This is a genomic window from Nesterenkonia marinintestina (assembly GCF_025420485.1).
GTDB classification, from domain to species: domain Bacteria; phylum Actinomycetota; class Actinomycetes; order Actinomycetales; family Micrococcaceae; genus Nesterenkonia; species Nesterenkonia marinintestina.
The window spans coordinates 1-25,522 of record NZ_JAOEFD010000012.1 but is presented as its reverse complement, the minus strand read 5'-3'; the positions used below and the strand labels follow the sequence as shown (position 1 = coordinate 25,522).

The 25,522-nt window shown below is 65.0% G+C and carries 21 protein-coding genes; 16 read left to right on the top strand and 5 right to left on the bottom strand.

Annotated elements, in window-relative coordinates:
- The first annotated feature begins 2 nt into the window (after nt 1-2).
- Genes purF through N7E59_RS09695 form a run of 3 tightly spaced genes read left to right on the top strand, consistent with a single transcriptional unit; the run spans nt 3 to nt 3,330 of the window.
- Nucleotides 3-1,541: an amidophosphoribosyltransferase gene (gene purF / locus N7E59_RS09705; RefSeq protein ID WP_261624731.1), complete on the top strand. Its 1,539-nt coding sequence runs from the start codon at nt 3-5 to the stop codon at nt 1,539-1,541.
- Entirely contained in the window at nt 1,538-2,704 is a 1,167-nt protein-coding gene (gene purM, locus N7E59_RS09700) for a phosphoribosylformylglycinamidine cyclo-ligase (protein WP_261624730.1), read from the top strand. The genes purF and purM overlap by 4 nt, the downstream gene beginning before the upstream one ends.
- On the top strand, nt 2,701-3,330 hold the full coding sequence (locus N7E59_RS09695) for a GNAT family N-acetyltransferase (protein ID WP_315943014.1): 630 nt from the start codon (nt 2,701-2,703) through the stop codon (nt 3,328-3,330). Before purM ends, N7E59_RS09695 begins: the two co-directional genes overlap by 4 nt.
- Nucleotides 3,331-3,370: 40 nt before the next feature.
- Here N7E59_RS09695 and N7E59_RS09690 read toward each other — a convergent pair whose 3' ends face one another.
- Nucleotides 3,371-3,784, bottom strand: a complete 414-nt coding sequence (locus N7E59_RS09690; protein WP_261624729.1) for a VOC family protein — start codon at nt 3,782-3,784, stop codon at nt 3,371-3,373.
- 246 nt (nt 3,785-4,030) lie between these two features.
- Between N7E59_RS09690 and N7E59_RS09685 the strand changes: the two genes are divergently transcribed.
- The 4 genes from N7E59_RS09685 to N7E59_RS09670 all read left to right on the top strand — a co-directional run bounded on the left by N7E59_RS09685 (nt 4,031) and on the right by N7E59_RS09670 (nt 8,568).
- Nucleotides 4,031-5,017, top strand: a complete 987-nt coding sequence (locus tag N7E59_RS09685; protein ID WP_261624728.1) for a fibronectin type III domain-containing protein — start codon at nt 4,031-4,033, stop codon at nt 5,015-5,017.
- A 100-nt stretch (nt 5,018-5,117) separates the two neighbouring features.
- The gene (locus N7E59_RS09680) at nt 5,118-6,290 is read left to right on the top strand and encodes a lipid II:glycine glycyltransferase FemX (RefSeq protein ID WP_261624727.1); all 1,173 of its coding nucleotides are present in this window, start codon (nt 5,118-5,120) and stop codon (nt 6,288-6,290) included.
- Between the two features lie 82 nt (nt 6,291-6,372).
- Nucleotides 6,373-7,938 carry an MFS transporter gene (locus tag N7E59_RS09675; RefSeq protein ID WP_261624726.1) on the top strand — a complete coding sequence of 522 codons (1,566 nt, stop codon included), beginning with the start codon at nt 6,373-6,375 and terminating at the stop codon, nt 7,936-7,938.
- Between the two features lie 66 nt (nt 7,939-8,004).
- A complete protein-coding gene (locus N7E59_RS09670) occupies nt 8,005-8,568 on the top strand; it encodes a TetR/AcrR family transcriptional regulator (RefSeq protein ID WP_261624725.1) in 564 nt (187 codons plus the stop codon).
- On the opposite strand, the gene N7E59_RS09665 is transcribed toward N7E59_RS09670, so the two are convergent.
- Complete coding sequence (locus N7E59_RS09665; protein ID WP_261624779.1) at nt 8,522-9,451, bottom strand: Sir2 family NAD-dependent protein deacetylase; 930 nt, start codon at nt 9,449-9,451, stop codon at nt 8,522-8,524. The genes N7E59_RS09670 and N7E59_RS09665 overlap by 47 nt on opposite strands.
- Before the next feature lie 65 nt (nt 9,452-9,516).
- Nucleotides 9,517-9,708, bottom strand: coding sequence for a DUF3073 domain-containing protein (locus N7E59_RS09660; protein ID WP_261624778.1), 192 nt, complete (start codon nt 9,706-9,708; stop codon nt 9,517-9,519).
- 239 nt (nt 9,709-9,947) lie between these two features.
- Here N7E59_RS09660 and N7E59_RS09655 point away from each other — a divergent pair, with 239 nt between their 5' ends.
- Both N7E59_RS09655 and N7E59_RS09650 read left to right on the top strand, forming a co-directional pair.
- A complete protein-coding gene (locus tag N7E59_RS09655) occupies nt 9,948-10,706 on the top strand; it encodes a septum formation family protein (RefSeq protein WP_261624724.1) in 759 nt (252 codons plus the stop codon).
- Nucleotides 10,706-11,284, top strand: coding sequence for a methylated-DNA--[protein]-cysteine S-methyltransferase (locus N7E59_RS09650; protein ID WP_261624723.1), 579 nt, complete (start codon nt 10,706-10,708; stop codon nt 11,282-11,284). Before N7E59_RS09655 ends, N7E59_RS09650 begins: the two co-directional genes overlap by 1 nt.
- Before the next feature lie 25 nt (nt 11,285-11,309).
- On the opposite strand, the gene clpB is transcribed toward N7E59_RS09650, so the two are convergent.
- The gene (gene clpB / locus N7E59_RS09645; protein WP_261624722.1) at nt 11,310-13,946 is read right to left on the bottom strand and encodes an ATP-dependent chaperone ClpB; all 2,637 of its coding nucleotides are present in this window, start codon (nt 13,944-13,946) and stop codon (nt 11,310-11,312) included.
- 216 nt (nt 13,947-14,162) lie between these two features.
- On the opposite strand from clpB, the gene N7E59_RS09640 reads away from it, so the two are divergent.
- The 6 genes from N7E59_RS09640 to N7E59_RS09620 all read left to right on the top strand — a co-directional run bounded on the left by N7E59_RS09640 (nt 14,163) and on the right by N7E59_RS09620 (nt 22,348).
- Nucleotides 14,163-14,840, top strand: a complete 678-nt coding sequence (locus N7E59_RS09640; protein ID WP_261624721.1) for a TnsA-like heteromeric transposase endonuclease subunit — start codon at nt 14,163-14,165, stop codon at nt 14,838-14,840.
- 5 nt (nt 14,841-14,845) lie between these two features.
- The gene (locus tag N7E59_RS09635) at nt 14,846-16,894 is read left to right on the top strand and encodes a helix-turn-helix domain-containing protein (protein WP_261624720.1); all 2,049 of its coding nucleotides are present in this window, start codon (nt 14,846-14,848) and stop codon (nt 16,892-16,894) included.
- Complete coding sequence (locus N7E59_RS09630; protein ID WP_261624719.1) at nt 16,891-17,958, top strand: TniB family NTP-binding protein; 1,068 nt, start codon at nt 16,891-16,893, stop codon at nt 17,956-17,958. The genes N7E59_RS09635 and N7E59_RS09630 overlap by 4 nt, the downstream gene beginning before the upstream one ends.
- Complete coding sequence (locus N7E59_RS11905; RefSeq protein WP_390905039.1) at nt 17,927-19,639, top strand: TniQ family protein; 1,713 nt, start codon at nt 17,927-17,929, stop codon at nt 19,637-19,639. The genes N7E59_RS09630 and N7E59_RS11905 overlap by 32 nt, the downstream gene beginning before the upstream one ends.
- 560 nt (nt 19,640-20,199) lie before the next feature.
- Nucleotides 20,200-20,454 carry a hypothetical protein gene (locus tag N7E59_RS09625; protein WP_261624718.1) on the top strand — a complete coding sequence of 85 codons (255 nt, stop codon included), beginning with the start codon at nt 20,200-20,202 and terminating at the stop codon, nt 20,452-20,454.
- Nucleotides 20,455-20,575: 121 nt separating this feature from the next.
- A complete protein-coding gene (locus tag N7E59_RS09620) occupies nt 20,576-22,348 on the top strand; it encodes an ADP-ribosylglycohydrolase family protein (protein WP_315943013.1) in 1,773 nt (590 codons plus the stop codon).
- Nucleotides 22,349-22,856: 508 nt separating this feature from the next.
- On the opposite strand, the gene N7E59_RS09615 is transcribed toward N7E59_RS09620, so the two are convergent.
- Nucleotides 22,857-23,681: a DUF2971 domain-containing protein gene (locus N7E59_RS09615; protein ID WP_261624717.1), complete on the bottom strand. Its 825-nt coding sequence runs from the start codon at nt 23,679-23,681 to the stop codon at nt 22,857-22,859.
- Between the two features lie 207 nt (nt 23,682-23,888).
- On the opposite strand from N7E59_RS09615, the gene N7E59_RS09610 reads away from it, so the two are divergent.
- On the top strand, nt 23,889-25,522 hold a 1,634-nt coding region (locus N7E59_RS09610; RefSeq protein ID WP_261624716.1), incomplete at its 3' end, for a restriction endonuclease.

The window sequence follows — 25,522 nt, the reverse complement described above, 5'->3', positions numbered from 1 at the left end:
GCATGGCTGACCGCAGCCGCCTGTCCCATTCGCTCCTCGACGAGGACCCGTCCCCGCAGGACGAATGCGGGGTGTTCGGAGTCTGGGCCCCGGGCGAAGAGGTCGCCAAGCTCTCCTACTACGGGCTCTATGCGCTGCAGCACCGCGGCCAGGAGGCCGCCGGCATCGCCACCTCCGACGGTGACCGCATCCAGGTCTACAAGGACGTCGGCCTGGTCTCCCAGGTCTTCGACGAGTCCACGCTGACCACCCTCGGAGGGCACATCGCGGTGGCCCACTGCCGCTACTCCACCACCGGCGGGAACAACTGGGCCAATGCGCAGCCCACGCTCGGAGACACCCCCCACGGCACGGTCGCCCTGGGCCACAACGGCAACCTGACCAACTCCGCCGAGCTGCTGGACCGGGTCACCGCGATCCACGGCTCCACCCGCCACGGGGAGATGCGTCAGGGCAACACCACCGACACCGCCCTGGTCACCGCACTGCTCCGTGAGCAGGAGGGTGAGGACATCGAGGAGCAGGCCATGGCCCTGCTCCCCACCCTGAAGGGCGCGTTCTGCTTCGTCTTCATGTCCGAGCACACCCTCTACGCGGCGCGCGATCCGCAGGGGGTGCGTCCCCTGGTGCTCGGCCGGCTGGCCAGCGGCTGGGTGGTCGCCTCCGAACAGTCCGCCCTGGCCACCGTGGGGGCGACCGTCATCCGGGAGATCGAGCCCGGGGAGCTGATCGCCATCGACTCCACCGGGATCCGCTCCCGCAGCTTCGCAGAGACGAAGCCCGCCCGCTGCGTGTTCGAGTACGTGTACCTGTCCCGCCCGGATGCGCACATCAACGGCCGCTCGGTCTACGAGTCGCGGGTGGAGATGGGGCGCCAGCTGGCACGCGAGGACACCCACGACGCCGACATCGTCATCCCCGTCCCCGAGTCCGGCACCCCGGCCGCGGTGGGCTACGCGGAGGCCTCCGGCCTGCCCTTCGCGCAGGGGTTCATCAAGAACGCCTATGTGGGACGGACCTTCATCCAGCCCTCGCAGACGCTGCGTCAGCTGGGGATCCGGCTGAAGCTCAACGTCCAGGAGCATGTGGTCCGGGACAGGAAGGTCGTCGTGGTCGACGACTCGATCGTCCGCGGCAACACCCAGCGGGCGATCGTGGGCATGCTCCGTGAGGCGGGGGCGCGGGAGATCCACGTGAAGATCTCCTCGCCGCCGGTGCAGTGGCCGTGCTTCTACGGCATCGACTTCGCCTCCCGCGCCGAGCTGATCGCCAACGGGGCCACGATGGACGAGATCGCCCGGTCGGTGGGTGCGGACTCCCTGGCCTACATCTCCGAGGAGGGGATGATCGAGGCGACGAAGCAGCCGCGGTCGACCCTGTGCACGGCGTGCTTCTCGGGGGTGTACCCGATCGAGCTGCCGCCGGAGGAGCAGCGCGGAAAGCTGCTGCTGGAGACGGACCGCCCCGATGCGGCGCAGCCGGCCGACCGGACCGAGGCCGCGGAGACGACCGAGAAGACCCTGGCGGAGGCCGAGCGTTGAGCACCCCGAACGTCGGGCAGACCCCGATCACCTACGCCTCCGCCGGTGTCGACGTCGACGCCGGCGACCGCGCGGTGGAGCTGATGAAGTCCCACGTCCAGGCCACCCACTCGTCGAAGGTCCTGGGCGGGTTCGGGTCCTTCGCCGGCCTGTTCGACGCCTCTGAGCTCGCCCGCCTGCCGAAGCCTCTGCTGGCGACCTCCACCGACGGGGTCGGCACGAAGGTCGCGATCGCCCAGGCCATGGGCGTCCACGACACCATCGGCTTCGACCTGGTCGGGATGGTCGTCGACGACATCGTCGTCACCGGGGCGAAGCCGCTGTTCATGACCGACTACATCGCCTGCGGGAAGGTCGAGCCGACCCGCATCGCCGGCATCGTCTCCGGCATCGCACGGGCCTGCGCCGAGACGGGCACCGCTCTGATCGGCGGCGAGACCGCCGAGCACCCCGGCCTGCTGGGTGAGCACGAGTACGACGTGGCCGGAGCCGCCACCGGAGTGGTGGACGCCTCGGCCGTGCTCGGTCCGGAGCGGGTACGGGCCGGCGACGTCGTCGTCGGCATGGCCTCCTCCGGGATCCACTCCAACGGCTATTCGCTCGTGCGCCGCGTGGTGGCCCAGGCCGGCTGGACCTACGACCGCGACGTCGCCGAATTCGGCCGCACCCTGGGCGAGGAGCTGCTGGAGCCGACCAGGCTCTACACCTCACCCTGCCTCCGGCTGGTGGAGGAGCTCAACGGGGACCCCGCCTCGGCCGGGGTCTCGCCGGAGGCACCGGTGCGCGGGTTCAGCCATGTCACCGGGGGCGGACTCGCGGCGAACCTCGCCCGGGTGCTGCCCGCCGGGCTGATGGCGACCGTGGACCGCACCACATGGGCCTGGCCTCAGGTGTTCCGCACCGTCGCCGAGCTGGGCCGGGTGCCGCAGGCGGACCTGGAACGCACCCTGAACCTCGGGGTGGGCATGGTCGCGGTGGTCGCCGCCGACCGGGCGGATCGGGCCGTGCGGCTGCTGCAGGACGCGGGCGAGACCGCGTGGATCATGGGCACCGTGGCCCCCTACCGCGAGGATGACGTCGCCGGAGCCGGGGACGACTTCGTCCAGGGCGCCAAGGGAGTCGACGGCGGCGGGGTCCTGCTCACCGGAGAGTACGCACAGTGACGTCCTCCCGGCCGCGGCCCGACATCACCGAGGCGGTGACGCTGCGCTCGGCGCGGGTCGTGCTCCGTCAGCTCGAACTCGACCATGCTCCCGCACTGTCGGAGGCCCTGAGTCGGGACGACCTGTGGCGTACCTGGTACACGATCGTGCCGGCGCCGGACCGCGTCGAGGAGGAGATCACCCGCCGACTGGACCTGCAGGCGGCCGGTTCGATGGCGCCGTGGACGATCTTCGATGCGGCGACCGACCTCCCGGTGGGGATGACCACGTATATGAACATCGACGCGGTGACCCCTCGCGTGGAGGTCGGCTCGACCTGGCTGCTGCGCAGCGCCCAACGGAGCGGGATCAACGCCCACACCAAGCGACTGGTGCTGGGGCGGGCGTTCGACGACCTCGGCTGTCTGGCGGTGGAGTTCCGCACCCACTTCCACAACCATCAGTCGCGGGATGCGCTGGCCCGTCTGGGCGCCAAGCAGGACGGCGTCCTGCGGCACCACCAGATGTTCGCCGGCGTCCCCCGGGACACGGTGGTCTTCTCGATCATCGAGGCCGAGTGGCCGACGGTCCGTCTGAGCCTGGATGAGCGGATCGCCGCCGGCGAGCGCCGGGCGGCAGACGGCTGAGGCGTCACCGCGGCCGAGCGCTGTGCGCCGCACTCAAACCTCACCCGTCCGGAGCGGCCGGCCGGCTCTTCTCCCGGATGATCTGGATCAGGTTTCCGCAGGTGTCGTCGAACACTGCGAAGACGGCCGGGCCGATGTCCACCGGCTCCTGGGTGAACCGCACCCCATGACCGAGGAGCCGTTCGTGCTCGGCGGCGACGTCGTCGACCGAGAACTGCGCCAGCGGGATGCCGTCGGCGTTCAGCGCATCCCGATAGGGCTTCACCGCCGGGTGGCCGGCCGGCTCCAGCAGCAGCTCGGGTCCGGACGGGGAGTCGGGCGAGACGACGGTCAACCAGGAGACGCCGTCTCCCATCGGGACGTCTCGGAATACTCGGAAGCCCAGGACTTCGGTGTAGAAGCGGCGCGCCTTCTCCTGGTCGTCGACGAACACACTGGTCAGGTCGATCCTCATGTCCGACCCCTTTCTCTGAGTCTCACCGCGACTCTAGACCGCACCGGTGACACCCGACCAGATATTCGCAATTTTCACTATATTTGCGTTACCAAATCGTAAGGCGCGGATCCTGGACCGTCTCTCGCGGTCAGGCATAGCGTTCCCTCATGTCGGAGAGATTCTCCGAACGCCTCATACCGACAGGCGACCATCCACGGGGCGGTGCCTCCGGCACCGGAACGGACCCCGGACGGGGGAGGAACGATGTTCGACCAGCACAGGGCGGGCGAAGCCCTCATCATCACCGCGGCGTCGGCCGCACTCATCTTCGGCGTCGCATGCGCGCCGCCGCCGGCAGACCCGGAGGCCGGAGGAGGAGGCGGCTCCTCGACGACGCAGCCCGACGCCGGGGCGGACGCACCGGGCGGGTCGGCCCCCGGGAGCACGGGCACGGCCGCCGGGGAGGGCGTCCAGGACGGAGACCTGGATCTGGACGTGGAGCCCGTCCCCTACCCGCAGAACCTGGCGATCGCCTACGACGCCGACGGACTCACCGTGAGCTGGACGCCGCCGCTGGGGCCGGACGGGCGTCTCTGGAGCGAGGCCGAGGTCTCCGGCTACAGCTGGAGCCTGACCTCCGGCGACGACGTCGTCGACTCGGGACACGTCGACGACGACCCCCTGCACCTCGACCATCTGCCGGCCGGGGACTACGTGTTCACGATCAGCGCCGACGACCCCCGGCAGGACGGCCCCGGCGGCGAGGCGGCCGAACTGCGGTTCACCGCCGAAGGGTCGGAGGACGGAATGGTCTACTCCGTCACCGACTCGCGGGTCGACGAACGCGTGATGTTCTACGACGCCTTCGCCGACGGCGAGTACGCCCCGGACGGGTCATTCGCCCCGCTGTCCACCACCACCGACATCACCGGCGAGGACGCCGCAGAGGGTCTGGCGGTGCACGTGGGAGGCGACGACGAGTACCGGGGGCAGACGGTCGGCCACCGGTGGGAGGTCGTCGACGAGTACGGCCCGGGCGGGTCGGGTGAGCCGCTCGCCTCGGGTGCGACGGGGGCCGACCGATTCACGGTCGAGGGGCTGCCGGCCGGCGAGTACGACCTGGTGGTCACCGCCGAGGACGGCCGCCTCCACGGAGTGGGGGCCGACCCCACCCTGGTGCGGATCACGGTCACCGAGGACGGCGGCGTGCTGACCCACAGTCTGGGAACCCCTCAGCCGGCGGCGCAGTGACTCGTCGGCTGACGGCTGACGACGGCTGACGACGGCGCGGCGGGCGGAACCTCGCCGCGCCGTCGTCGTCGCCCGAGGGCCGATCAGTAGAATCAGCACCGTGAACACCCGAGTCCAGCCCGAGCGGGCGCAGCCGCTGACCATCCGCACCCTGACCGAGTCGGAGCACGCCGCGTTCCTCGCCGGCCACCCGACGGCGTCCTTCCTGCAGAACCCCCGGTGGCCGCAGGTCAAGACCGACTGGCGCGGAGAGTCCGTGGGCGCCTTCGACGGAGATGAGCTGGTCGCGGCCTCCCTGGTCCTCTACCGGCCGCTGCCGGTGAAGCTGCCGGTGCTGGGGTCGAAGTCCCTGGCGTATCTGGCCGAGGGACCGGTCTTCGATGCCCAGCGGGTCTCCCTCGACACCCTGCTGCCGATGCTGGTCGAGCACCTGAAGACCCGTGGGGCGTTCCTGATCCGCATGGGCCTTCCCGGAGTGGTGCGGCGCTGGGCCGCCGAGGACGTCCGCCGGGGCCTCTCCAAGGGTGAGGAGACCAGCATGCATGAGCTCACCCCGGTGGAGGAGGACGCCGACGCCCCCGAGCTGCACATGGAGCTTCGTCGGCTCGGCTGGAACCCTCCGAAGTCCTCGGAGGAGTTCGAGGCCGGGCAGCCGCAGTACCAGGCGCGGATCCCGCTGGTCGACGACGGCGGGAACGCTCTCGACGTCGAGGCCGTGCTGGCCCGGATGGATCAGACCTCCCGCCGCCAGACGCGGAAGTCCACCCGGTCGGAGCTGACGATCAGCGTCGGGACCGAGGCCGACCTGCCGGAATGGCAGAAGCTCTACGAGGAGACCGCAGAGCGCGACGACTTCACCGGACGGCCCCTGTCCTACTTCCAGCGGATGTATCGGGAGCTCAACGCAGCCTCGGACACCGAGTGCACGCTCTACTTCGCCCACTTGGAGGACGTTCCCCTGGCGGCGGCGATCTACGTCAGGCAGGGCGGGTTCGCGTGGTACGTGTACGGCGCCTCGTCCTCGGAGGAGCGCAAGCGATATGCCCCGCGGGCACTGCAGCTGCGCCAGATCGAGGACGCCCTGGCGGCCGGGTGCCGGTGGTACGACCTCGGCGGGCTGAGCCCCTCGTTGGACCCGGAGTACGAGCTGGCCGGGCTGACCCGGTTCAAGACCACGATGGGCGCCGACGTCGTCCAGACCCACGGCGAGTGGGACTACCCGGTCAACCCGCTGCTGACGAAGGCCTTCGAGGTCTACATGTCCCGGCGGTGAGCGGACCGCCCCGAAGGTGACCTCGAGGCGAGGATCCCCGCACGGCAAACTGCACTATACGTCTGGTACAGTTTCCCGGGTGATGACCGAGACCTCCCGACGGCGACGCCGCTCCACGACCGCTCCGGCCGACCTCAGCCCGGCCCAGCGGTGGAGCGTGCTCGCCATCGTGTCCTCGGCGCTGCTGCTGATCACCCTCGACAACACCGTCCTCTACACGGCCCTGCCGCGGCTGACCGAGGACCTCGACGCCACGCCCTCGGACGCGCTGTGGATCATCAACGCGTATCCGCTGGTGATCGCCGGCCTGCTTCCCGGCTCCGGTGCGCTCGGCGAACGTCTCGGGCACCAGCGCATCTTCCAGTACGGACTGGTCATCTTCGGCGTGGCCTCACTGCTGGCCGCCTTCTCCCCCACCTCCGAGGTGCTCATCGCCGCGCGGGTGGGACTCGCCGTCGGAGCGGCGGCGATGATGCCGGCGACCCTCGCCCTGATCCGCATCAGCTTCCCGATCGAACGCGAGCGCAACGTCGCCATCGCCACCTGGGCCGCCGTCTCCCTGGTCGGGATGGCGGCGGGACCCATCGTGGGCGGGCTGCTGCTCGAGTTCTTCTGGTGGGGGTCGGTGTTCCTGATCAACGTGCCCATCGTGATCGCCGCCTCGGCGGCCATCCTCCTGGCCGGTCCGGCCAACGTCGCCGACCCCGCGCGCCGCTGGGACTGGGTCTCCTCCGCACAGATCATGGTCGGCCTCTCGGCCGCGGTGCTCGCCCTGAAGTCGCTGGCAGAGCCCGAGGTCAGCTGGGTCACGGTGATCGTCGCGGGAGTCGTCGCCGCCGTCGCGCTGACGCTGTTCGCCCGTCGGCAGCTGCGGCTGATGCGCGGGCCCGGCGGCGGCCTGGAGGAACCGCTGATCGACTTCGCCGTCTTCCGGAACCGCGCCTTCACCGCCGGGGTGATCGCCGCGGGGATCAGCATCTTCACGATCATGGGCATCCAGCTCGCCGGCACCCAGCGCTACCAGCTGGTCGAGGGGTTCTCCCCGCTGCAGGCCGGCCTGCTGGTCTCCGCCCTGGCCGTCGGCGCCCTGCCGATGTCCCTGCTCGGCGGCGCGGTGCTGCACCGGACGGGACTTCTGGTGCTGATCGCGGGAGGGATCGGACTCTCCACCTCAGGGTCCGTCGTCTCGGCGTTCGCCGCGTGGCAGGACTCCTTCGCGCTGCTGATCATCGGTCTGCTGGTCGTCGGCGCCGGACTCGGAGCGGCGATGTCGGTCGCCTCCACCTCCATCATGGGCAACGTCCCCCCGCGCCGGGCGGGGATGGCCGCCTCTCTGGAGGAGGTGTCCTACGAGTTCGGCGGACTGGTCGGCGTCGCGGTGCTCGGCACGCTGCTCAACTTCGCCTACCTGCACCTGTTCGTCCCGCCGGCCGGCGCCGAGCACCTCCGTGCGGAGGCTCCCGCCGAGGCGCTGCAGGCCGATGACCCTGCCGTGGTCGCCGCGGGCGCCGAAGCCCTCGACGGCGCCTTCCTCATCGTCCTCGTCACCGTGGTGGTGTTCCTCGCCGCGGCCGCCGCACTGACCGCCCTGCTGCTGCGCCGATACACTCCCGGCACACCGTCCCAGGCCTACCCGGACAACCACTGACCCGATGATCACCGACCCGAGAACCACCGCCCCGAGAACCGCCGACCCGACCCTGAGGATGCCCCGATGAGACAGTCCCGCCGCACCGAGATCCTCGAGGCCGCGCGCGCCGTCGTCCAGCGCGACGGGGTACGCCTGCTCACCTATGAGGCGCTGGCGAAGGAGACGGGGCTGACGAAGGGCGGGATCCTCTACCACTTCTCGACCCGCGAGGACCTGGTGCTGGAGCTCCACGCCCACGTGGCCCAGCAGTGGGAGTCGGCCATGGAGCAGGCCGCCGGAGCACGACGGGAGGACCTCGACGCCGGTCAGCGGCTGCGGGCCTACATCGCCGCCTCCTGCGATCCCGACCGCGCCGAGCTGATGCTGCTACTCGAGTCTGCCGAGGACCCCCGGGCCCGGGAGATCTGGGACGACGCCTACCGGCGGTGGGCCCCGGAACTCCCGGAGGCGGAGGGGGCGGCGTCGGAGGCCGATCTGCGGCCGTTCCTGGCACGGCTGGCCGCCGACGGACTCTGGATGTACGGGGCCGCACTTCCGGGCAGCTTCGATCCGGAGCAGCGACGCCGACTCGTCGAGGCAATCACCCGCTGGTCAGACGGCTCTCCAGGGTCTCCAGCGACTCGATGATGTCGCTGCGCCAGCGCCACTGCGCCTTGGCGTCCGCCCGCGACGGTCCGCCGTTGATGATGCCGATCGGTTTGGACGCCCGGCCCATCTGCAGTGCGATGCGGAACCCGCTCATCACGGCCATCGAGGAGCCGACCACCAGCAGCGAGGAGGCCGCGGCCACGGCTTCCTCCACAGCGGCCTTGCGCTCCGGCGGCACGCCTTCGCCGAAGTAGACGACGTCGGGTTTCAGCCGCAGCGAGCCGCAGACCAGACAGGGCACCATGCGGAAGCGGGCCACCCAGGTCTCGTCGAGTTCGACGTCACCGTCGGGGTTCACGTTCTCGGCCGCGGCCGAAGCCTGCTCGGCGTAGCCGGGGTTGGCCTCCTCGAGCCGCTGGTCGAGGCCGGAGCGGTCCTCGGTGCAGCCGCAGTCGAGGCAGATCACGCGGTCGAGGTCTCCGTGCAGGGCGACCAGCGGCTCCGAGCCGGCCGCACGGTGGAGGCCGTCCACGTTCTGTGTGACCAGGGTGCTCAGCACCCCGCGGCGCTGCCAGTCGGCGAGCAGGTGGTGCGCTGGGTTGGGTGCCGCGCCCCGCATACGGCGCCAGCCGACGAAGCTGCGCGCCCAGTATCGCTGACGCGCGCCGGCGTCGTGCTGGAACTCCTGGTAGGTCATCGGACGGTGCCGATGCAGGGATCCGCGGGGGCCGCGGTAGTCGGGGATTCCGGAGGCGGTGGAGACTCCCGCGCCGGTCACACACAACACGTCTCCGGCCCGTAGGAGATCGAGGATCCCCTCGCGGGCGGTCTCCGCGGACTGGGGCTCAGCGGTGTCCTCCACCACGCGCGCGATCGACCTCAGCGCGGCGCGGTGGGCGTCGGCGACGGAGGCGGTGAACAGTGGGGAGTCCGTGTACCGGGTCTGCGCCCGAGGGGTCTCCTGGGACCCCGATGAGGTCAAGGGGCTCAGCTTCCGTAGCGCTCGGCGACGTCGTCGTAGTCGTCGTGCCCGTCGTCGGAGGAAGACGGCTCGCCGACGGAATCGTCGCGCTTCTGAGCAAGCTCACGCTGCAGTGCGGTCAGGTCGGTGTCCGGGGTGAAGTACTTGATCTCCCGGGCCTGCTTCGTTGCTTTCGCCTTCTGACGGCCGCGCCCCATGAGCGAGACCCCCTCTGTCTTCTCTCCGGTCCTCACGGCGCCGGGCATGCGACGACCGCAGGAGCAACTGTTCCATCACGTGTTTCGTGCTCCCTAGGTTAACATGAGTGGCGAGATCACGTCGTCGATTGCGCCCACGGCGAAGACGCGCCGAGTCCCTCGTCGGACCGGCGCCCACCGGACCGCGCCCGAGCACCGTGCCCCAGCAAGACGTCCACCCCCGCCAGGAGCTGCCCACCGTGGAGGACCGCCCAGACGCCGAGAACCCCGGTTCCCACGCAGTCCCGCTCAGCCAGCGGTCCCGTCGCGAGGAGCGGAAGAAGCGTGAAGCGCGCCGTGAGGCCGCTCGGGGCCCCGTCGGCCGGGTGCTGCGCGCGATCCCGGTGGTGCCGATCGCCGTGGGGCTGGTCGTGCTGGTGGTCGTCGGCGTCGTGACCATGTGGTTCGTGCGCGACGACGAGGAGTTCGTCGGGGAGCGGGACGAGGATCCCGGCGCCGACGGTGTGATCCTGGCCGATGCGCCGCCCAGCCACTGGGAGACCGCCGACTGCCTCACCGACTTCGACCCGGTGGCCGAGGACGCCGGAGCGACTGTGGTGGAGTGCGACCAGGAGCACAATGCTCAGGTGCTACACACCGAGACCCTCGAGGACGGGCCCTACCCGGGCGACGACGAGGTGCTGCGCGAGACCCAGGCCGCCTGCGAGGCCGCCGATCTGGTGGACCAGGACGCGGTGGACGAGTCGGAGCACTCCCTGGAGGTGCGGATGTCCCATCCGACCCAGAGCTCGTGGGGTGACGGTGACCGACGGGTCACCTGCACCATCGAGCGCGCCGACGGCGGCGACTTCTCCGGCTCCTACGTCCTGGACCCTGAGGACGCCGAGGACGAGGGCGACGACCAGACCGAGGATGGCGACGCCGACGACGCTGAAGACGACGAGGACACCGACGAGCCTGCCGACGAACCCACCGATGAGGAGACCGAGGACCAGTGATGACCGACTTCCTGCCCGAACTCCGCTGGTCCTCCGCCTCCCTCGGCGACCTGGGCACCGTGGTGGCGATCCACTCCCCCGACGACGAGACGCTTCGTGCCTGCGGACTCGCCCGAGCCGAGGGCGGGGAGCCCGAAGTCGCAGCCATCGGGCGGATGCTCGAGCATTTGATGGACATCCTCTGGGACGTCGACCCCACGACCGCGGACCGAGAGATGAACCCGCTGCCCACCGACCGCGGCCCGGTGGCCGAGGCCGTCGCCGCCTACGCCTCAGGTGACAGCACCGCCTTCGACGACGTCGCGATCTCCCAGCCCGGTTCCGAGTACCGGCAGAAGGTATGGGCGGCGCTGCGGGAGGTGCCCGCCGGGGAGACCGTCTCCTACGCGGAGCTCGCCCAGATGGCCGGACGCCCGCAGGCCCACCGTGCCGCGGCGAGCGCCTGCGCGAACAACCTGGTGGCCTTCGCCGTGCCCTGCCACCGGGTCATCCGAGCCGACGGATCCCTCGGCGGCTACCTGTACTACGGCACCGAGACCAAGCGGCAGCTGCTGCGCGCCGAGGGCGTCGAGATCTGAGCCTCGTCAGCCGATCCGACGCCCCTCACTCCGCGCGGGACACCGTCAACCCATGGCTCGGGGCGGTGAGGTCGTCTCCCTCCGCACCGGGTTCGAGGCGGGGCTCCTCACGGTCGACGAGCACGGTGTCCCCGTCCTCCACGGTGCCGGCGAGGAGCTCCTTGGCCAGCTGGTCCCCGATCTCGCGCTGGACCAGACGGCGCAGCGGACGGGCGCCGAAGGCCGGGTCGTACCCGGTGAACGCCAGCCAGTCGCGGGCGGCGTCGGAGACCTCCAGGGTCAGACGCCGGGCGGCCAGGCGGCGCTGCAGCGAGTCGATCTGCAGGTCCACGATCGACCCGAGCTGCTCCATGGACAGCGGGTCGAACATCACGACGTCGTCGAGCCGGTTGAGGAACTCGGGCTTGAAGGAGGCGTGCACCGTATCCATCACGGCCTTGTGCTTGGCCTGCTGGTCCAGGGTCTGGTCCACCAGGAACTGGGAACCGAGGTTGGAGGTGAGGATGAGCACCACGTTGCGGAAGTCCACGGTCCGGCCCTGCCCGTCGGTCAGGCGGCCGTCGTCGAGGACCTGCAGCAGGATGTCGAACACCTCCGGGTGGGCCTTCTCCACCTCGTCGAGCAGCACCACCGAGTAGGGGCGGCGCCGCACAGCCTCGGTGAGCTGACCGCCCTCCTCGTGGCCCACGTAGCCGGGCGGGGCGCCCACCAGCCGGGCCACGGAGTGCTTCTCGGAGTACTCGGACATGTCGACGCGGACCATCGAGCGCTCGTCGTCGAAGAGGAACTCCGCCAGAGACTTCGCCAGCTCGGTCTTGCCGACACCGGTCGGACCCAGGAAGAGGAACGAACCGGTGGGCCGGTCCGGGTCGGCGACGCCGGTGCGCGCCCGGCGGACCGCGTCGGCCACTGCGGTGACAGCCTTGTCCTGACCGATCAGCCGTGAGCCGATGAGCGTCTCCATCTGGAGCAGCTTCTCGGTCTCTCCCTGCAGCATGCGTCCGGCGGGGATCCCGGTCCAGGCGGAGATGACCTCGGCGATGCCGTCGTCGTCGACCTCGTCGGAGACCATCTTGGGCTCTCCGGCCTCACGCTCGGCGTCCTCCTCCTCTTCGACCTCTGCGAGCTGCCGCTCGACCTGCGGGATCTCGCCGTAGAGCAGCCGGGCGGCCTCCCCGAGGTCACCCTCGCGCTGTGCCTTCTCGGCGGCCGAGCGCAGCTCGTCGATCTGCACGCGGAGGTCACCGGCACGGTTGAGCTCGCCCTTCTCGGCCTCCCACCGTGCGGTGAGCGCGGCCAGCGACTCCTTCTTGTCGGCGAGGTCGGCCCGCAGCGTCTCGAGCCGCTCCTGAGAGCCGGCGTCGGCTTCGCCGGAGAGCGCCATCTCCTGCATGGTCAGTCGGTCGACCTGACGGCGCAGCTCGTCGATCTCCACCGGCGCGGAGTCGATCTCCATGCGCAGCCGGGAGGCGGCCTCGTCGATGAGGTCGATGGCCTTGTCGGGCAGCTGCCGGTCGGTGATGTAGCGGTCGGAGAGGGTGGCGGCGGCGACCAGTGCGCCGTCGGAGATGGCCACCTTGTGGTGGGCCTCGTAACGCTCCTTGATACCGCGCAGGATGGCCACGGTGTCCTCGACCGAGGGCTCGCCGACCCAGACCTGCTGGAAGCGGCGCTCCAGGGCCGCGTCGGTCTCGACGTTCTCGCGGTACTCGTCCAGGGTGGTGGCCCCGATCAGACGCAGCTCACCGCGGGCGAGCATGGGCTTGAGCATGTTGCCCGCATCCATGGAGCCCTCTGAGGCGCCCGCGCCGACGACGGTGTGGATCTCATCGATGAAGGTGATGATCTCACCCTCGGATCCCTTGATCTCGTCGAGCACGGACTTCAGCCGCTCCTCGAACTCGCCGCGGTACTTCGCCCCGGCGATCATGGCGCCGAGGTCGAGGGAGATCAGTGTCCGATTGCGCAGGGACTCGGGGACGTCGCCGGCGACGATGCGCTGGGCGAGGCCCTCGACGACGGCGGTCTTGCCGACGCCGGGCTCACCGATGAGCACCGGGTTGTTCTTGGTGCGGCGGGAGAGGACCTGGACGACGCGGCGCACCTCGGAGTCGCGGCCGATGATGGGGTCCAGCTTGCCCGAACGGGCCACCTCGGTGAGGTCGGTGCCGTACTTCTCCAGGGCCTGGAAGCTGTTCTCCGGGTCCGGGCTGGTGACCTTCTTGTCACCACGGATGCCGGGAAGTTCGGCCTTCAGGGCGTCGTGGGAGGCGCCGTTGTCGGCCAGGGCGCGGCCGACTGGGCCGTTGTCGGCGGAGAGGCCGAGCAGGACGTGTTCGGTGGAGATGTACTCGTCGCCGAACTCTTCGGCCTCGGCCTGTGCGGTGCGCAGCGCGGCGAGCGTCGGCTGCGCGAGCTGGGGCTGGGAGACGCTGGAGCCTGATGTCTTGGGAAGCTGCCGGATCAGTGCGGACGCGCGGGTGGAGACGGCCTCGGCGTCGGCGCCGGCGGCCTTGAGCAGGGCGACGGCGACGGAGTCGCGCTGGTCCATCAGCGCCTTGAGCAGGTGGGCGGGCTCGATCCTCGGGCTGCCCGTCGTGTTCGCGTGGGCGGAGGCCGCGGACATCGCCTCCTGCGACTTGGTGGTGAGCTGGACGTCCATGGGTGCGTGTCCTTTCCGTCTCGGGTGGGTGATGGCCCGAGTTCAAAACTTGAGTCATTCATGCTCAACTTTGGATCGCGCCCGTCTATTCCGGTGGTGACGGTCTCCATCCCCAGTGTCGCCTGTCGGATCTCATCGAACTTGTCATAGTCTCAAGAACTTGTCATAGGCGTGTCATTAGTCTCACAGACGTGTCATAGGTCACATACTGGAACTATGAGCGCCGCCACCGCGCACCTCAGAGCAGACCTCCGGTATGTGACCGCAGATGGGGAAGAGATCTCGACAACTCTGGGCGCGGTCGACGAAGGGCGACTCTCCACTGCTCTTCCAGTGCGGAAGTTCCATGCCCATGCTCGCCAGCGGCATTATTCCGGTCTCTTTTGGTCTGCAACGACAGGTGACCACGTTCCATACGAAAGTCGACTGGAAATGGATCGCTTGTGGTTCGCAGATTTCGACCCGACAGTGTCATGGATCTCCGCACAACCGATGCGACTCTCGGGAAACGATGGAGAGGCGTCACGCCGCCACGTGCCAGACTTCCTCCTCACCCATACGGACGGAACGCTGACCGTAGTGGACGTCAAACCACGAGAGTTCGCGCGGCACCCTAAAGCTGCCGCAGTCTTCGCGTGGACTCAAGCCCTGTGCTCGGCACGCGGGTGGGGTTACGAGGTGTGGCACGGCGGGGACCCCATCATTCTGGAAAACATCAAATTTTCCGCCTTCGCGCGCCGTAGGTACCCAAATGCACCACTGCGGCATGAATCACCACCATCTCCCGGGGACACGACGGTGGAGTCCCTCCATGATGCTCTCCAAGCAGTGTGGTCAGGTGAGCACCCAGTCGAACTTGATGTGCCATTTAACCGAAACAGTCTCGTGAGGTAATCGCTGTGAACTCTAACCAGGTCGAGCTTCGAGTCAGCTGCAACGTCTGGCTAGATGGAGGAGTCTGGACGGTCCTTGAACTGGGGGCGGGGAGCACGCTGCTGTCCTCTGGCGAGACCTTCAAGCGGGTTCAAACCTCCTATTTGGTGGCCTCATGCAAGGTTCTGGACGAACTGGATCAGCGTGAGAAGAACCCAGGTTCGCCCGCACCTGTGGATGTGCTGCTGAAGAATCTGCCCGAGAGCCAGCGCGCCAAAGTCGAAGAGCGCTCCCTGGCGGTGCGTCTCGCCCAGGCACCTCCAAAATCTCATAGTGGCACCGATGACGAGTGGATCCAGCAGTGTGCGCAGGAACAAGGCGTCTCGGGGCGAACGCTCCGCCGCTGGATACGGTCGTACATTGAAGGCGGGCCGGCAGCCCTCGCCGATAGCAGGACTGTCGGTCGAAGAAGTTCAGGGGTTGACGAACGCTGGGAAGCGGCTTGCCGAGCCGTGTTAAATTGCTACGTTCAGGCATCGACTCCCACTGCAGATGTCGTGCTGCAACAGACGAAGCAACGCCTGGAAGATGAGTACGGCGCCGGTGAAGTTCTCATCCCGTCCCGTGCAACGCAGTACCGGCGGCTCAAAGAGCTCTCGAAAGGCAGACACGCTTTCGGCAGCGCCAAGCAGCGAAGATCCGTGGCACAGCGCCCCGACGGACCATATGGCCGGCTCAGCGCTACTCGGCCTGGGGAGCACGTCATCCTGGATACCACGCCTCTGGATGTTTTCGCGATGGAACCGGTGACGTTGCGCTGGGTACCAGTTGAGCTGACGGTGGCTCAGGACCTTTTCACACGGTGCATCTTGGGACTGCGACTCTCTCCCGTGTCAACAAATTCAGCAGACGTGGCCAATGTCCTTTATCAGGCAGTTACTCCAATGCCGCGCAAGGACGATGATGGGGCCTGGCCTTTTCATGGAGTTCCACAAAACGTTCTGGTGGGCCCAGAAACTATCGAAGATACATCCGAGATGCCCACTGGAGGCTTGCCGGCGTGCCTGCCCGAGTCGATCATGGTCGATCGCGGCAAGATCTACCTCTCTGACCACGTCATCTCATCCTGTGCCCGCTTAGGAATTTCTGTTCAACCCTCCATCCCTTATAAGCCCACCGACAAACCAACAATTGAAAGGTTTTTCAGGACCCTGCGCCAAGGTTGCCTCCAGCATCTTCCTGGCTATAAAGGACCGGACGTCTACAACCGGGGCCAGAACGTGGAAAGCCAGGCGTTCTACTACCTCAGCGAGCTGGAGCAGATAATTCGAGAGTGGGTGGGCCAGATCTACCACCGAACCAAACACAGCGGTCTCTGCGTTCCAGAAGTCCCGGGGGCTTCGTTCTCACCTGCGGAGATGTTCGAAATCGGACTGGCCAAGTGTGGAGGGCTCAGGCTACCTGCCTCAGACGACCTAGCATTCTCTTTCCTGGAAGTGGAGTGGCGCACCATCCAGCACTACGGCGTGGAAATCAACGGGCGCCGCTATGACGGGCCAACGTTGAACATGCACCGAAACACCCAGTCGCCATACACGGGTCGCCACCGAGCGAAGTGGCCGATCTTTACAGACGCCCACGATGTCCGCCGCGTATGGTTCCAAGACCTTGAAACGGGGTCCTTCGAGCCCTTGGAGTGGGAGCACGCAGCCGGGCTGGAAGGGCCCTTCTCCAAGGAAGCAGCTGAGTACACCAAGAGAATTGCTCTTCGAGAAGACCGACACGTCGACCCCGGCCAGGCTATTCACGATCTTCTCCGCGACTGGAGCCAGGAAACAGTGATGTCTCGCCGGGAGAAGTCTTTGGCCCGACGCCTTAGCGCCAAGAGATCAGCAACGGCCCTCCCAATCGACGCAACTATCAACGACCACAATCCAGCATCGACCCCTGCGGTACTGGACTTCAACGCGGCAAAAGCGAAGAAGCAGCGCGAGGAGCCCTTTGCTGATCTCGATGTCTTTCGCGATTTCCACATCACCAACCCCGAGGGAGCGATAGAAGTGTTCGACGAATGACTAACCGGTTCGGTCATTGGCTTGCATCCAACAACATCCGCAACTTCAATTTGGCGACCAAGGGTGGCTGGCACGCTTTTGCTGAGTCGGCACCACGACAACCGCTACCCCCAGTATCCGCTTCAGAATTCAGAGCTTTCACCGAAGAAGAGCTCGAGGATTATAACGACTCCCGCGCCGTGTGGAACGCCAACCCTCCAGCGATGAAGACAGCACAACTCGTCCGGGGGTTCAGCATTCTCGACCAGGTCATGGCCTCCAGCTATCGAGACGGTGACCGTCTTCGAGGATCAGCGGTCATCGACGCTGCCCCAGCATTAGGTAAGACGACCATCGCCACTCGTTATGCCCGCGATTTTCATCGGAGGGCGCTCCGGCGCTCAGGCCTTAAGACTGAGGAAGGGCACCAACGGATACCCGTCGCCTTCGTCCCGCTCGACTCCGGCGTGACATTGAAGGGTCTCAATCAAAAGATTCTCAGCTTCTACGGGCACCCCGGAGCCCACCGAGCGACGACCTCGAGACTGGCCTCACTAGCCGTCGACTGTGTCAGGAGCTGCCAAACCAAGTTGATCATCATCGATGATCTTCACTTCGTTGACTTCAAGCACCGACGCGGTCAGGAGGTCAGTAATCACCTCAAAGGCCTGGCCAACGAAATGCCGGCGACCTTCATCTACGTCGGCGTCCAACTCAAAGCTAAGAAATTCTTTGACGAAGGGTTATACGGTGAGGATGCCTCTTTCGCTCAAACATCGCGAAGGGCAACCCGCGTGCCCGTAGACCCATTCACCGTCTCGACAGGACCGGGGATGAGAGCCTGGTGTGACCTCCTCGCTCGATTCGAGGACCATCTCCTTCTCCTCAACAAGGAGCGCGGCATGCTTGTAGAGCAAGCAAAGGAGATCTTCCGCAGAACTCAAGGAAACATTGGATCCTTGACGAATTTGTTGGACCGCGCATGCCAATTCGCGATTCGATCAGGCAGGGAGACTATTGATGCCGAAATTCTCAACGCCGTGACGGTCGACAATGCAGCCGAAACTAGCATCTTCAGCCCCTAACCCCACCCACTCGGTCGCCCCCAAGCTGAGGGGGATCCCGGGAGGACATGATCTGGACCGCTGGCCTATACACGTTGAGCTTCGTAAGGACGAAACGCTAGTCAGTTGGTGGGCCCGACTTGCTCACCGATATGAGGTCACGCCAGCCGGGGTGTTCCGTGAGCTGAACATGCACGTTCGTTCCTACTCGCCGACGGGAGTCAATCAGCGACTGGCACGTCCACGAAACGACCTTAGTGAACGCACCGGAGTAAGCGACTCAGAACGCGCCGAAGCATTTTCTCGCCAACAGCGAATTATGGGAGCGCCGGTGAGTGTTCTCCACCGATTCGACGTTTTCCGTCCCTTTCCACTTCTGAAAGGTTCAAGGTTTTGTCCTGAATGTATCCACGAACATCAGATATGGCGTCCGGAATGGCGGGACCCTCTAACTTTGGTCTGCCTTCAGCACAGTCGAGTCCTGAGGGACATTTGCCCAGGTTGTGAATCTCGACCGTTCAGCACCATCGCTTGGGCACGTCGAGATAGACATCCAGCCACTTGCACCGAATATGTTGGTGAGCCTAGCCAGCTTGATCGCAGTCGCCGAACCGGTTGCTTTACAAATCTGTCAGCAATCTCGGCTGAGCCTGCGACAACTACCCTCCTCCGAGCAACCGAAGCGCTCCAGACGTTCCACGAGAACGGCGGATCGAAGAAGTGGGCCGGACGAGAGATCACGAACGCCGAAGCCAGCCGGGCACTTACTCTTCTGACGTACGAAGCTCTCCATACCCCCAGGGGCAAGAGACTCCCCGTAACTGCACTGCAGGTCGGTAGAGCTCCGCAGAGTGCTTTCATCGTTCTGAACCAGCCTTCGCTGGAGGAAGCTGGGGCCATGGCCGATCACTTCGACCTCTTACGAGTCCATGGGCGTTTAGCGCCGATAGGGCCGGCGCACAATATTCGCTCACGCCCTCTGGAGCCTCTTCTGCACGCCATTCGTCTCCAGAGCCTCCAGAACCGGCTTCCGCCTACAACCCAGTTGGCGTTCCGCGCCGGCTCGTCCTTGCCGCGAGCACCTCATGAACTTCGTCACCGAAACACTCCCACCCCGAAGTACGCTCTCGACTGGAAGATAAGGCCCGCACCATTCTCTGCGGTACCACAACTGTGGTATCCCCTTGGCCTGCCGGGTTTCGACCTCACCGACGACGAAAGAGCACAATTCGCGATCAGCATCGCCGTTATCTGCGTGGGCCGGAGCATCTCCGTAGCCTCCGCGGCCGAGAGGCTGGGAGCACCTAAGCATGCTGCTGCAAGGATCACCGGCACCTGGAAGCGCCTCTGCAAACAAACAGGGTGGCCGACACTTCGCCAAGCAATCCTGAGGGCCTCTGACCGGCTTACCCATGATCCATCGACGATTGACTACGCGTCACGACGGCGTGCTCTGTCCAGCCCCGCTCAAGTAGACCTACTGGCACAGGGATTAAGCCTCAAGGCTTCCTTCTCCGATCCCGAAAGACTATGGACCTGGTGTCACTTCACGCAAGCGAGCCCTCGGTACACCCCCATGGCCTGGGGAGACCTCCGGGCGACAAACGTTCTTCCTGAAGAGCCCTCGACTTGGAAAAGACAGCTCATTCACCGCGCCCTAACTGAACAATGCGCCGAGCCTGAAACATGGACCCCACCCTGAAGAGAGACCGCAATGCCCTCCCGATCTCGGGACTCACGTCACCCCTCGACCGGCGAGCTTGAGACCCTGAACTGGACCGTTGAAGACGAACTCAATGCGGCGATGGCCCTCGCCCCGGGCGCATCAGACACCCCTGAATGGCGCAAATTCATCATTCATGCGGTATCAAAGAACCAGGATTCAGGCGACATTGCCGACTTCAAAGTCTTGGGTCAGGCACCAGCAAAGAGGTGCCAGTCATCGGCAATGGACACTGGGTAGGGAACTCGCCGACGCGCGTGTTCGTCCCAACCTGTAAAGCCAGGCCGGGCGGAGCGTCGCTCAATGCAGGCAAACTAGTGTCTGCCTCACTAACTCCCTTGCTGGAAAGCCCAAGAATGATCCTTTCAGACCGATCAGCAACATCTAGGTCTCAGATGAAGGCGTATATTCCGCCACCAATCGCGTACCTCGCCAAGGACCACAAGCTCTCAAGTCATGTGACTTTGCTGAAGCCCGCCTTCGTCGTAGACATAGGCGGTGACATCTAGGCTATGAACAAATAGCCCTCGCCTGCGGCCATGAAGGAGACCCCCTTGACTGACGAGACACCCAGCACAGGACCAACCACTATCCCCTCAAGTCTGGGTAACGAACAGCTGGCACAACAGATCACTGAAACAGAGGCTCACCTGCTCACGCTGCGAGCAGCGCGAGATGAGCGGATACTGGTTTCCTACGACGAGGGTCTATCGAAGTATCGGCTCGCTAAAGACTGGGGAGTCAATGAGAACACGATTACCCGTATCGTCTCCCGCCGCAGTACCGGCCAATGACGGTCATGGCCTGCGTTCCGCCTCACAGCCAGAACAGAGCTAGGCACCACCATCGAGGCGGAATCTTCGTCGGGCGACGGCACCATCTAGTGGTGAAGAACGTTGTAAGAGGGAATGGCTGATGGGCGGTGTCCAGACTCCTGGTGGCCGGGGTGACCACGTTGCCGGTTCTATGCTGGGAGCTGCTGTGGGTGATGCTTTGGGCTGGCCCCAGGCACGCCGAAGCCGAAACATTAGAGGCAACCGCAGGCGGCAGGAGAGTAGGGTACTGGGTTTCCAGTCCTGGACACGTCGCAGACGAGAGGGTTCTGCCCGCTACCAGGAGCCAGTCTCGGCCGGAGGATACAGCGACCACACCCAATTGCTGCTTGCCGTCGGCCGTGCCTGCCTCAGAGACGGCGACTGGTACCCATGGTTGACCGAGGTTGAGTTGCCGCAGTGGACCCTCTACCAGCGGGAAGGCGGGGGTGCTGTGCTGCGGGCTGCGCGCAGCTGGCAGGCTGGGAAACCTCCCTGGAGCCTCGCGAAGACCAAAAAGAAGAAAACACATGCCACCGGCTACTTCAGCGCCGGTGGAAACAGCGCAGCCACGAGGATCGTTCCCCACGTCCTGAAGACCCGTGGGGTGGCGGATATCCCGAACCTCGCCGGGCGAGTGGTGCGCGATAGCATCGCGACCCACGGTCACCCGCGGGCCATACTCGGAGCCCTCATCCACGCGATAGCTCTGTGCTACGCCCACCACGACCCGGCCACCCTGGAGCACGGAGAACTCATCGATGCCATCGCAGATGAGACCAGCTGGCGGCCTATCGATGTGCTCTTCGAAAACGTCGACGACACCTGGATATTCAATCACCAGCGCACAGCCGATCAGTACTCCCACGAATGGACGGACATCGCCACCAGCTGGCGAGAAACGGTCGAAGAAATCGACGCGAGCCTACAGACGATCAAAGCCCACCTCGATAACGGCAGCACGGAGAATGACCACAGCGTCCTGAACGTCTTGGGTGCCTTCGACAACACGATCAGCGGGGCAGGCACGGTCAGTGCTCTGGCCAGTCTCTACCTGGCAACCAAATACGCGAGCAGTCCCGCTAGCGGCCTGGTTCAGGCCGCTTACCTCACCGGCGCCGATACCGACGCCCTCGCCTCCATGGCAGGCAGCCTCTGGGGAACGGTGCACGGGACCTACTGGTTGGCTTCATTGGATGAATACGTCCAAGACAGCCAGTACATCTCGTGGTTGGGGGCGGAACTTCTCTCCACGGATGCGACCGTTCAACCTCGCAAAGACATGCCGGTGGACCGGAAAGCTCTGCAAGGTTGGTCCGAAGAGCTCTTCCAGAGCGCCAACACCGATGTGCTGCCCGATGGACGCACGATCAACCTCGAGCGCCACTCCCTCCTTTCGGCGTCGAGAAAGAAGCAGGTCAGCCGTATCGTGGCAACGACTGAAGACGGCCAGACTCTCACCATCGACCTGGAGGCGGACGCCGCCGCAGCTAGCCGAGGACAGCCCCTCTCGAGGGCGTCCGACACCCGTGAGGTCCAGACGGTGACACCCTCTAATCTGACCCTCGTGGAGATCAAAGTAGCCGACTTAAGCGCCACCAGATCCTTCTACGAGAAAGTTCTCCAACTTCCCGGTGAGTACAGCGAGAGCCACATCCGGCTGGCAGGAAACCTGATGATCACCCAAGCCAGTGCCACGAAGCCGCCGCCCACTGAGAACGGCCCAATCCTCCACGTCTACGGGGACCCAGATGCTGTGTTCGAACGTGCCCAGGAGAGTGATGACATCGCCACTCGCTTATCAGATGACCGCAGGCTCCTATGGGTCAAGAACGACGACGGGCACCGCGTTCGAATAGAAACGCCCCGCACCTAACCGTCTCAAACACATGGACCCGCCCCACCGACCGTGGCTGAAGTCGCTCCACTGTCTAAGAGAAGAACGGCGCCTTCGAACTCGACCCGGAGGGCCGCTTCAACGTGCCAGTGGGAGCTACGTACTCGATTGCGCTCGGTCCCCAGGACTCCAGATATGATGCATTCATTCGTGCAACGCCAGCGCCCGTTCTGGGTCAATATACGTAGATTGAATCCGCAAAATAGTGCTGTTTGGTTTCGTTTGTCTGCGCTCAGATGCAGTCCATCTAGGGGTAATCGTGCAATGAATTATCGTACAGTTTCACCGGAGATCTTCCTGCGACCTTGTAAAGGGCCAGGTCAGGCCGCATTGAACAGATTGCGCTGCGACCTGTATCTGGAGTCCTGGTCCCATGGGCAAAGACGTATTCATGGCAACCGTCCCCCAGCGAGATGACTTTCCTAGCTCAGCGGATGGCACGCAGAGCTCAGCGGTCCCCCCTCAGCGGAGCCTGGACGACGAAGCCCTAAGACCGCCAGCCAGGGAAATCCGTATCTAACGCTGATCTTCCTACAGGAAACTCGAAGCCGAACCGGGCCGTCGTCTCGCGAACAGCCTCCTCTACCCAGGGAGGCATATACGGAGCCAAAACCACGCGTCCAACGAGCCTCTCTATATCAGCTTTCATTGGAATGCCGGATGGAAGTTCGGCCAATCGCGCCTCCAGAGCGTGGTCACGAGGCCGAGCGATCTTCGTTCCCTGATACTTGAAGTAGTCCATGTCTGTTTTGAACTCTTTTTGTGCGTCGAGATAGATGATGCGGGCCTCGCGCTCATGAGCGAAACTCCGGCGTTTCGTGCACAGGGAAGCTGGCAAATTGAAATGGTTACCGCCGCCTTCAAAATGCGATCCGTAAACAACCTGAGCCTCCAGGAAAGGAATCCAAGGGTCCAGAGAGCTGTTGAGTGCATGCCAATCAGTCTGAATGGCGATTCCCGCGTTGTCCTGTTGGTACAAGGACCACATCGCGGCGGACTCCTCTTCTGCCATATGCCAGCAGCTGACGTACGTGGATCGACGTTGAAACGCTGCCAAGTTGAGCAGTGACTGTCGTGCAACGGCTCTAACATCGTCCCGGGCCGTCCCGAGGTTGCGGACTTCGGCTTCAAGCCCTCCCATATGAGGCGCGCCCTCCCACGCATCTTCCATCAGATCCAGGCGCCCAAAATACAGTGATCCCGTTTGAAGCAGGGATAAATATTTCGGGAGGGTCATGTAGCGCCAAACCTGGGCGTACGACTCGGGCGGCAGAACCCACAATGATGTGTCGGAGGATGCTGAGCTGCTCATTACAAGACCATAGCTCGCGGACTTCCGGTTGCACTGCTGCCGTGGTGAGGTCGTTTCACAGTAGCTCCAGAGTGCCTCCAGCCTTCCTGAGGGCGTGAGGTTCATGGTGTGGTCGCTATGAAAACCGAATCCGCCGCCTTGCTCCTTTGTGACACACAGGACGGTGTCGATGGTGTCCCTTGGGCCGTCGTCTTAGACAATGTCTCTATGGGGACTGAAGAGATCACGCTGGGGCACCTGCTGGAGACCTATTATCACGGTTCGGATGGCACACGGGATCAGGGCGATAAGTTTGAACGGCTGATGCGGTCGTATCTGACTGTGGATCCGGTGTGGGCTCGTGAGTTCTCTGATGTGTGGTTGTGGAACGAGTATCCCGGACGTGAGGGCCGGGTAGATACCGGTGTGGATCTGGTGGCCAGGGACCGGTTCACCGGGGAACTGACAGCGATTCAGACGAAGTTTGTAGACCCTGAGTCCACCGTTGATAAAGCAGGCATTGACTCGTTCATCTCTGCAGCTCACCCGAAAGAGTTCTCTCGCCGGATTCTGGCGCATACTGCTTTGAAGCTTGGGCCCACGGCTCAGCGGACTCTTGAGGACAACGATGTCCAGGTCATCGATTTACCGCAGATGGATCGGGCTGATATCGCCTGGTCGGAGTTCGCCATCGAGACCCCGGATCGGGTGGTGCGGCATAAGGGTCTGGGGAAGTCGCCGTTCCCGTATCAACGTGCAGCCATGGCCGAGGTCGCTGCCGGGTTCGAGGTCTCGGACCGGGGAAAGATGATTATGGCCTGCGGCACGGGCAAAACCTATACGTCGCTGCAGATCATGCAGGAACAGACACCACCCACTGGCAACGTGCTGTTCATGGTGCCCTCTATCGCGTTGTTGGACCAGACCTTGAGGGAGTGGAAGGCAGACGCTGATGAACCGTTCCGGGCCTTGGCGGTCTGCTCAGATGTGAAGGTCGGGAAGAACACGGCCGAGGATATTTCCACTACTGAGCTGATCGTGCCGGCAACCACGGATCCGGATAAGTTGGTCAACCGGCGCCGCCTGGCCCAAAGCTATGAGGGCCGGACGGTGGTGTTCTCGACGTATCAGTCAATTGATGTGCTCAACCAGGCCCAGCAGCTCGGGTTCGGCGAGTTTGATCTGATCATCTGCGATGAGGCCCACCGCACCACCGGTGCCACCGTGGCCGGTGAAGATGAGTCAGCGTTCACCAAGATCCACGACGATTCCTTCGTTGCCGGGGCGAAACGGTTGTATATGACTGCCACGCCCAGGGTCTTCGATGAGAGCACTAAGAAGAAGGCCGATGAGAATTCGGTGGTGGTCGCCTCTATGGATGATCAGCGGCTCTATGGCCCCGAGTTTCACCGGCTGGGCTTCGGAGAAGCTGTTGAAAAAGGTCTGCTGACCGATTACAAGGTGTTGGTGTTAGCAGTCGATGAAGCCGCGATCAATAAGCGCTGGCAAGGTCTGCTCACCGACGAGGAAAGCGCGCTGAGGATCCCAGATGTGGCCAAAGTGGTCGGCTGCTGGAACGGGCTATCCCACCGTGGCCTCAGCAACGGCAGTAAGACGGTGCGTCCGATGCAGCGGGCAGTGGCGTTTGCCTCGAACATTAAAGAATCCCGGTGGGCGGCCTCGATGTTCGAACGCATCACCGAACAGATCGCCGACACCAACGCTGGCGAGGAACCTTCACTGGTGTGCCGGGCAGAGCACGTCGATGGTGGGATGAACGTGGCCGAACGCACCCGCAAACTCAACTGGCTCGAAGCCGAACCAACCGCGGACGAGGCCCGGATCCTCACTAACGCACGTTG

Excerpts from the sequence above, each read along its gene's own strand:
- N7E59_RS09675 (WP_261624726.1), top strand. The coding sequence starts at position 6,373 with ATGACCGAGACCTCCCGACGGCGACGCCGCTCCACGACCGCTCCGGCC.
- N7E59_RS09630 (WP_261624719.1), top strand. The coding sequence starts at position 16,891 with ATGACTAACCGGTTCGGTCATTGGCTTGCATCCAACAACATCCGCAAC.
- N7E59_RS09685 (WP_261624728.1), top strand. The coding sequence starts at position 4,031 with ATGTTCGACCAGCACAGGGCGGGCGAAGCCCTCATCATCACCGCGGCG.
- N7E59_RS09660 (WP_261624778.1), bottom strand. The coding sequence starts at position 9,708 with ATGGGGCGCGGCCGTCAGAAGGCGAAAGCAACGAAGCAGGCCCGGGAG.
- N7E59_RS09640 (WP_261624721.1), top strand. The coding sequence starts at position 14,163 with ATGAGCGCCGCCACCGCGCACCTCAGAGCAGACCTCCGGTATGTGACC.
- clpB (WP_261624722.1), bottom strand. The coding sequence starts at position 13,946 with ATGGACGTCCAGCTCACCACCAAGTCGCAGGAGGCGATGTCCGCGGCC.
- N7E59_RS09620 (WP_315943013.1), top strand. The coding sequence starts at position 20,576 with ATGGGCGGTGTCCAGACTCCTGGTGGCCGGGGTGACCACGTTGCCGGT.
- N7E59_RS09615 (WP_261624717.1), bottom strand. The coding sequence starts at position 23,681 with ATGAGCAGCTCAGCATCCTCCGACACATCATTGTGGGTTCTGCCGCCC.
- N7E59_RS09625 (WP_261624718.1), top strand. The coding sequence starts at position 20,200 with ATGAAGGAGACCCCCTTGACTGACGAGACACCCAGCACAGGACCAACC.
- N7E59_RS09650 (WP_261624723.1), top strand. The coding sequence starts at position 10,706 with ATGACCGACTTCCTGCCCGAACTCCGCTGGTCCTCCGCCTCCCTCGGC.
- N7E59_RS09690 (WP_261624729.1), bottom strand. The coding sequence starts at position 3,784 with ATGAGGATCGACCTGACCAGTGTGTTCGTCGACGACCAGGAGAAGGCG.
- purF (WP_261624731.1), top strand. The coding sequence starts at position 3 with ATGGCTGACCGCAGCCGCCTGTCCCATTCGCTCCTCGACGAGGACCCG.
- N7E59_RS11905 (WP_390905039.1), top strand. The coding sequence starts at position 17,927 with ATGCAGCCGAAACTAGCATCTTCAGCCCCTAACCCCACCCACTCGGTC.
- N7E59_RS09670 (WP_261624725.1), top strand. The coding sequence starts at position 8,005 with ATGAGACAGTCCCGCCGCACCGAGATCCTCGAGGCCGCGCGCGCCGTC.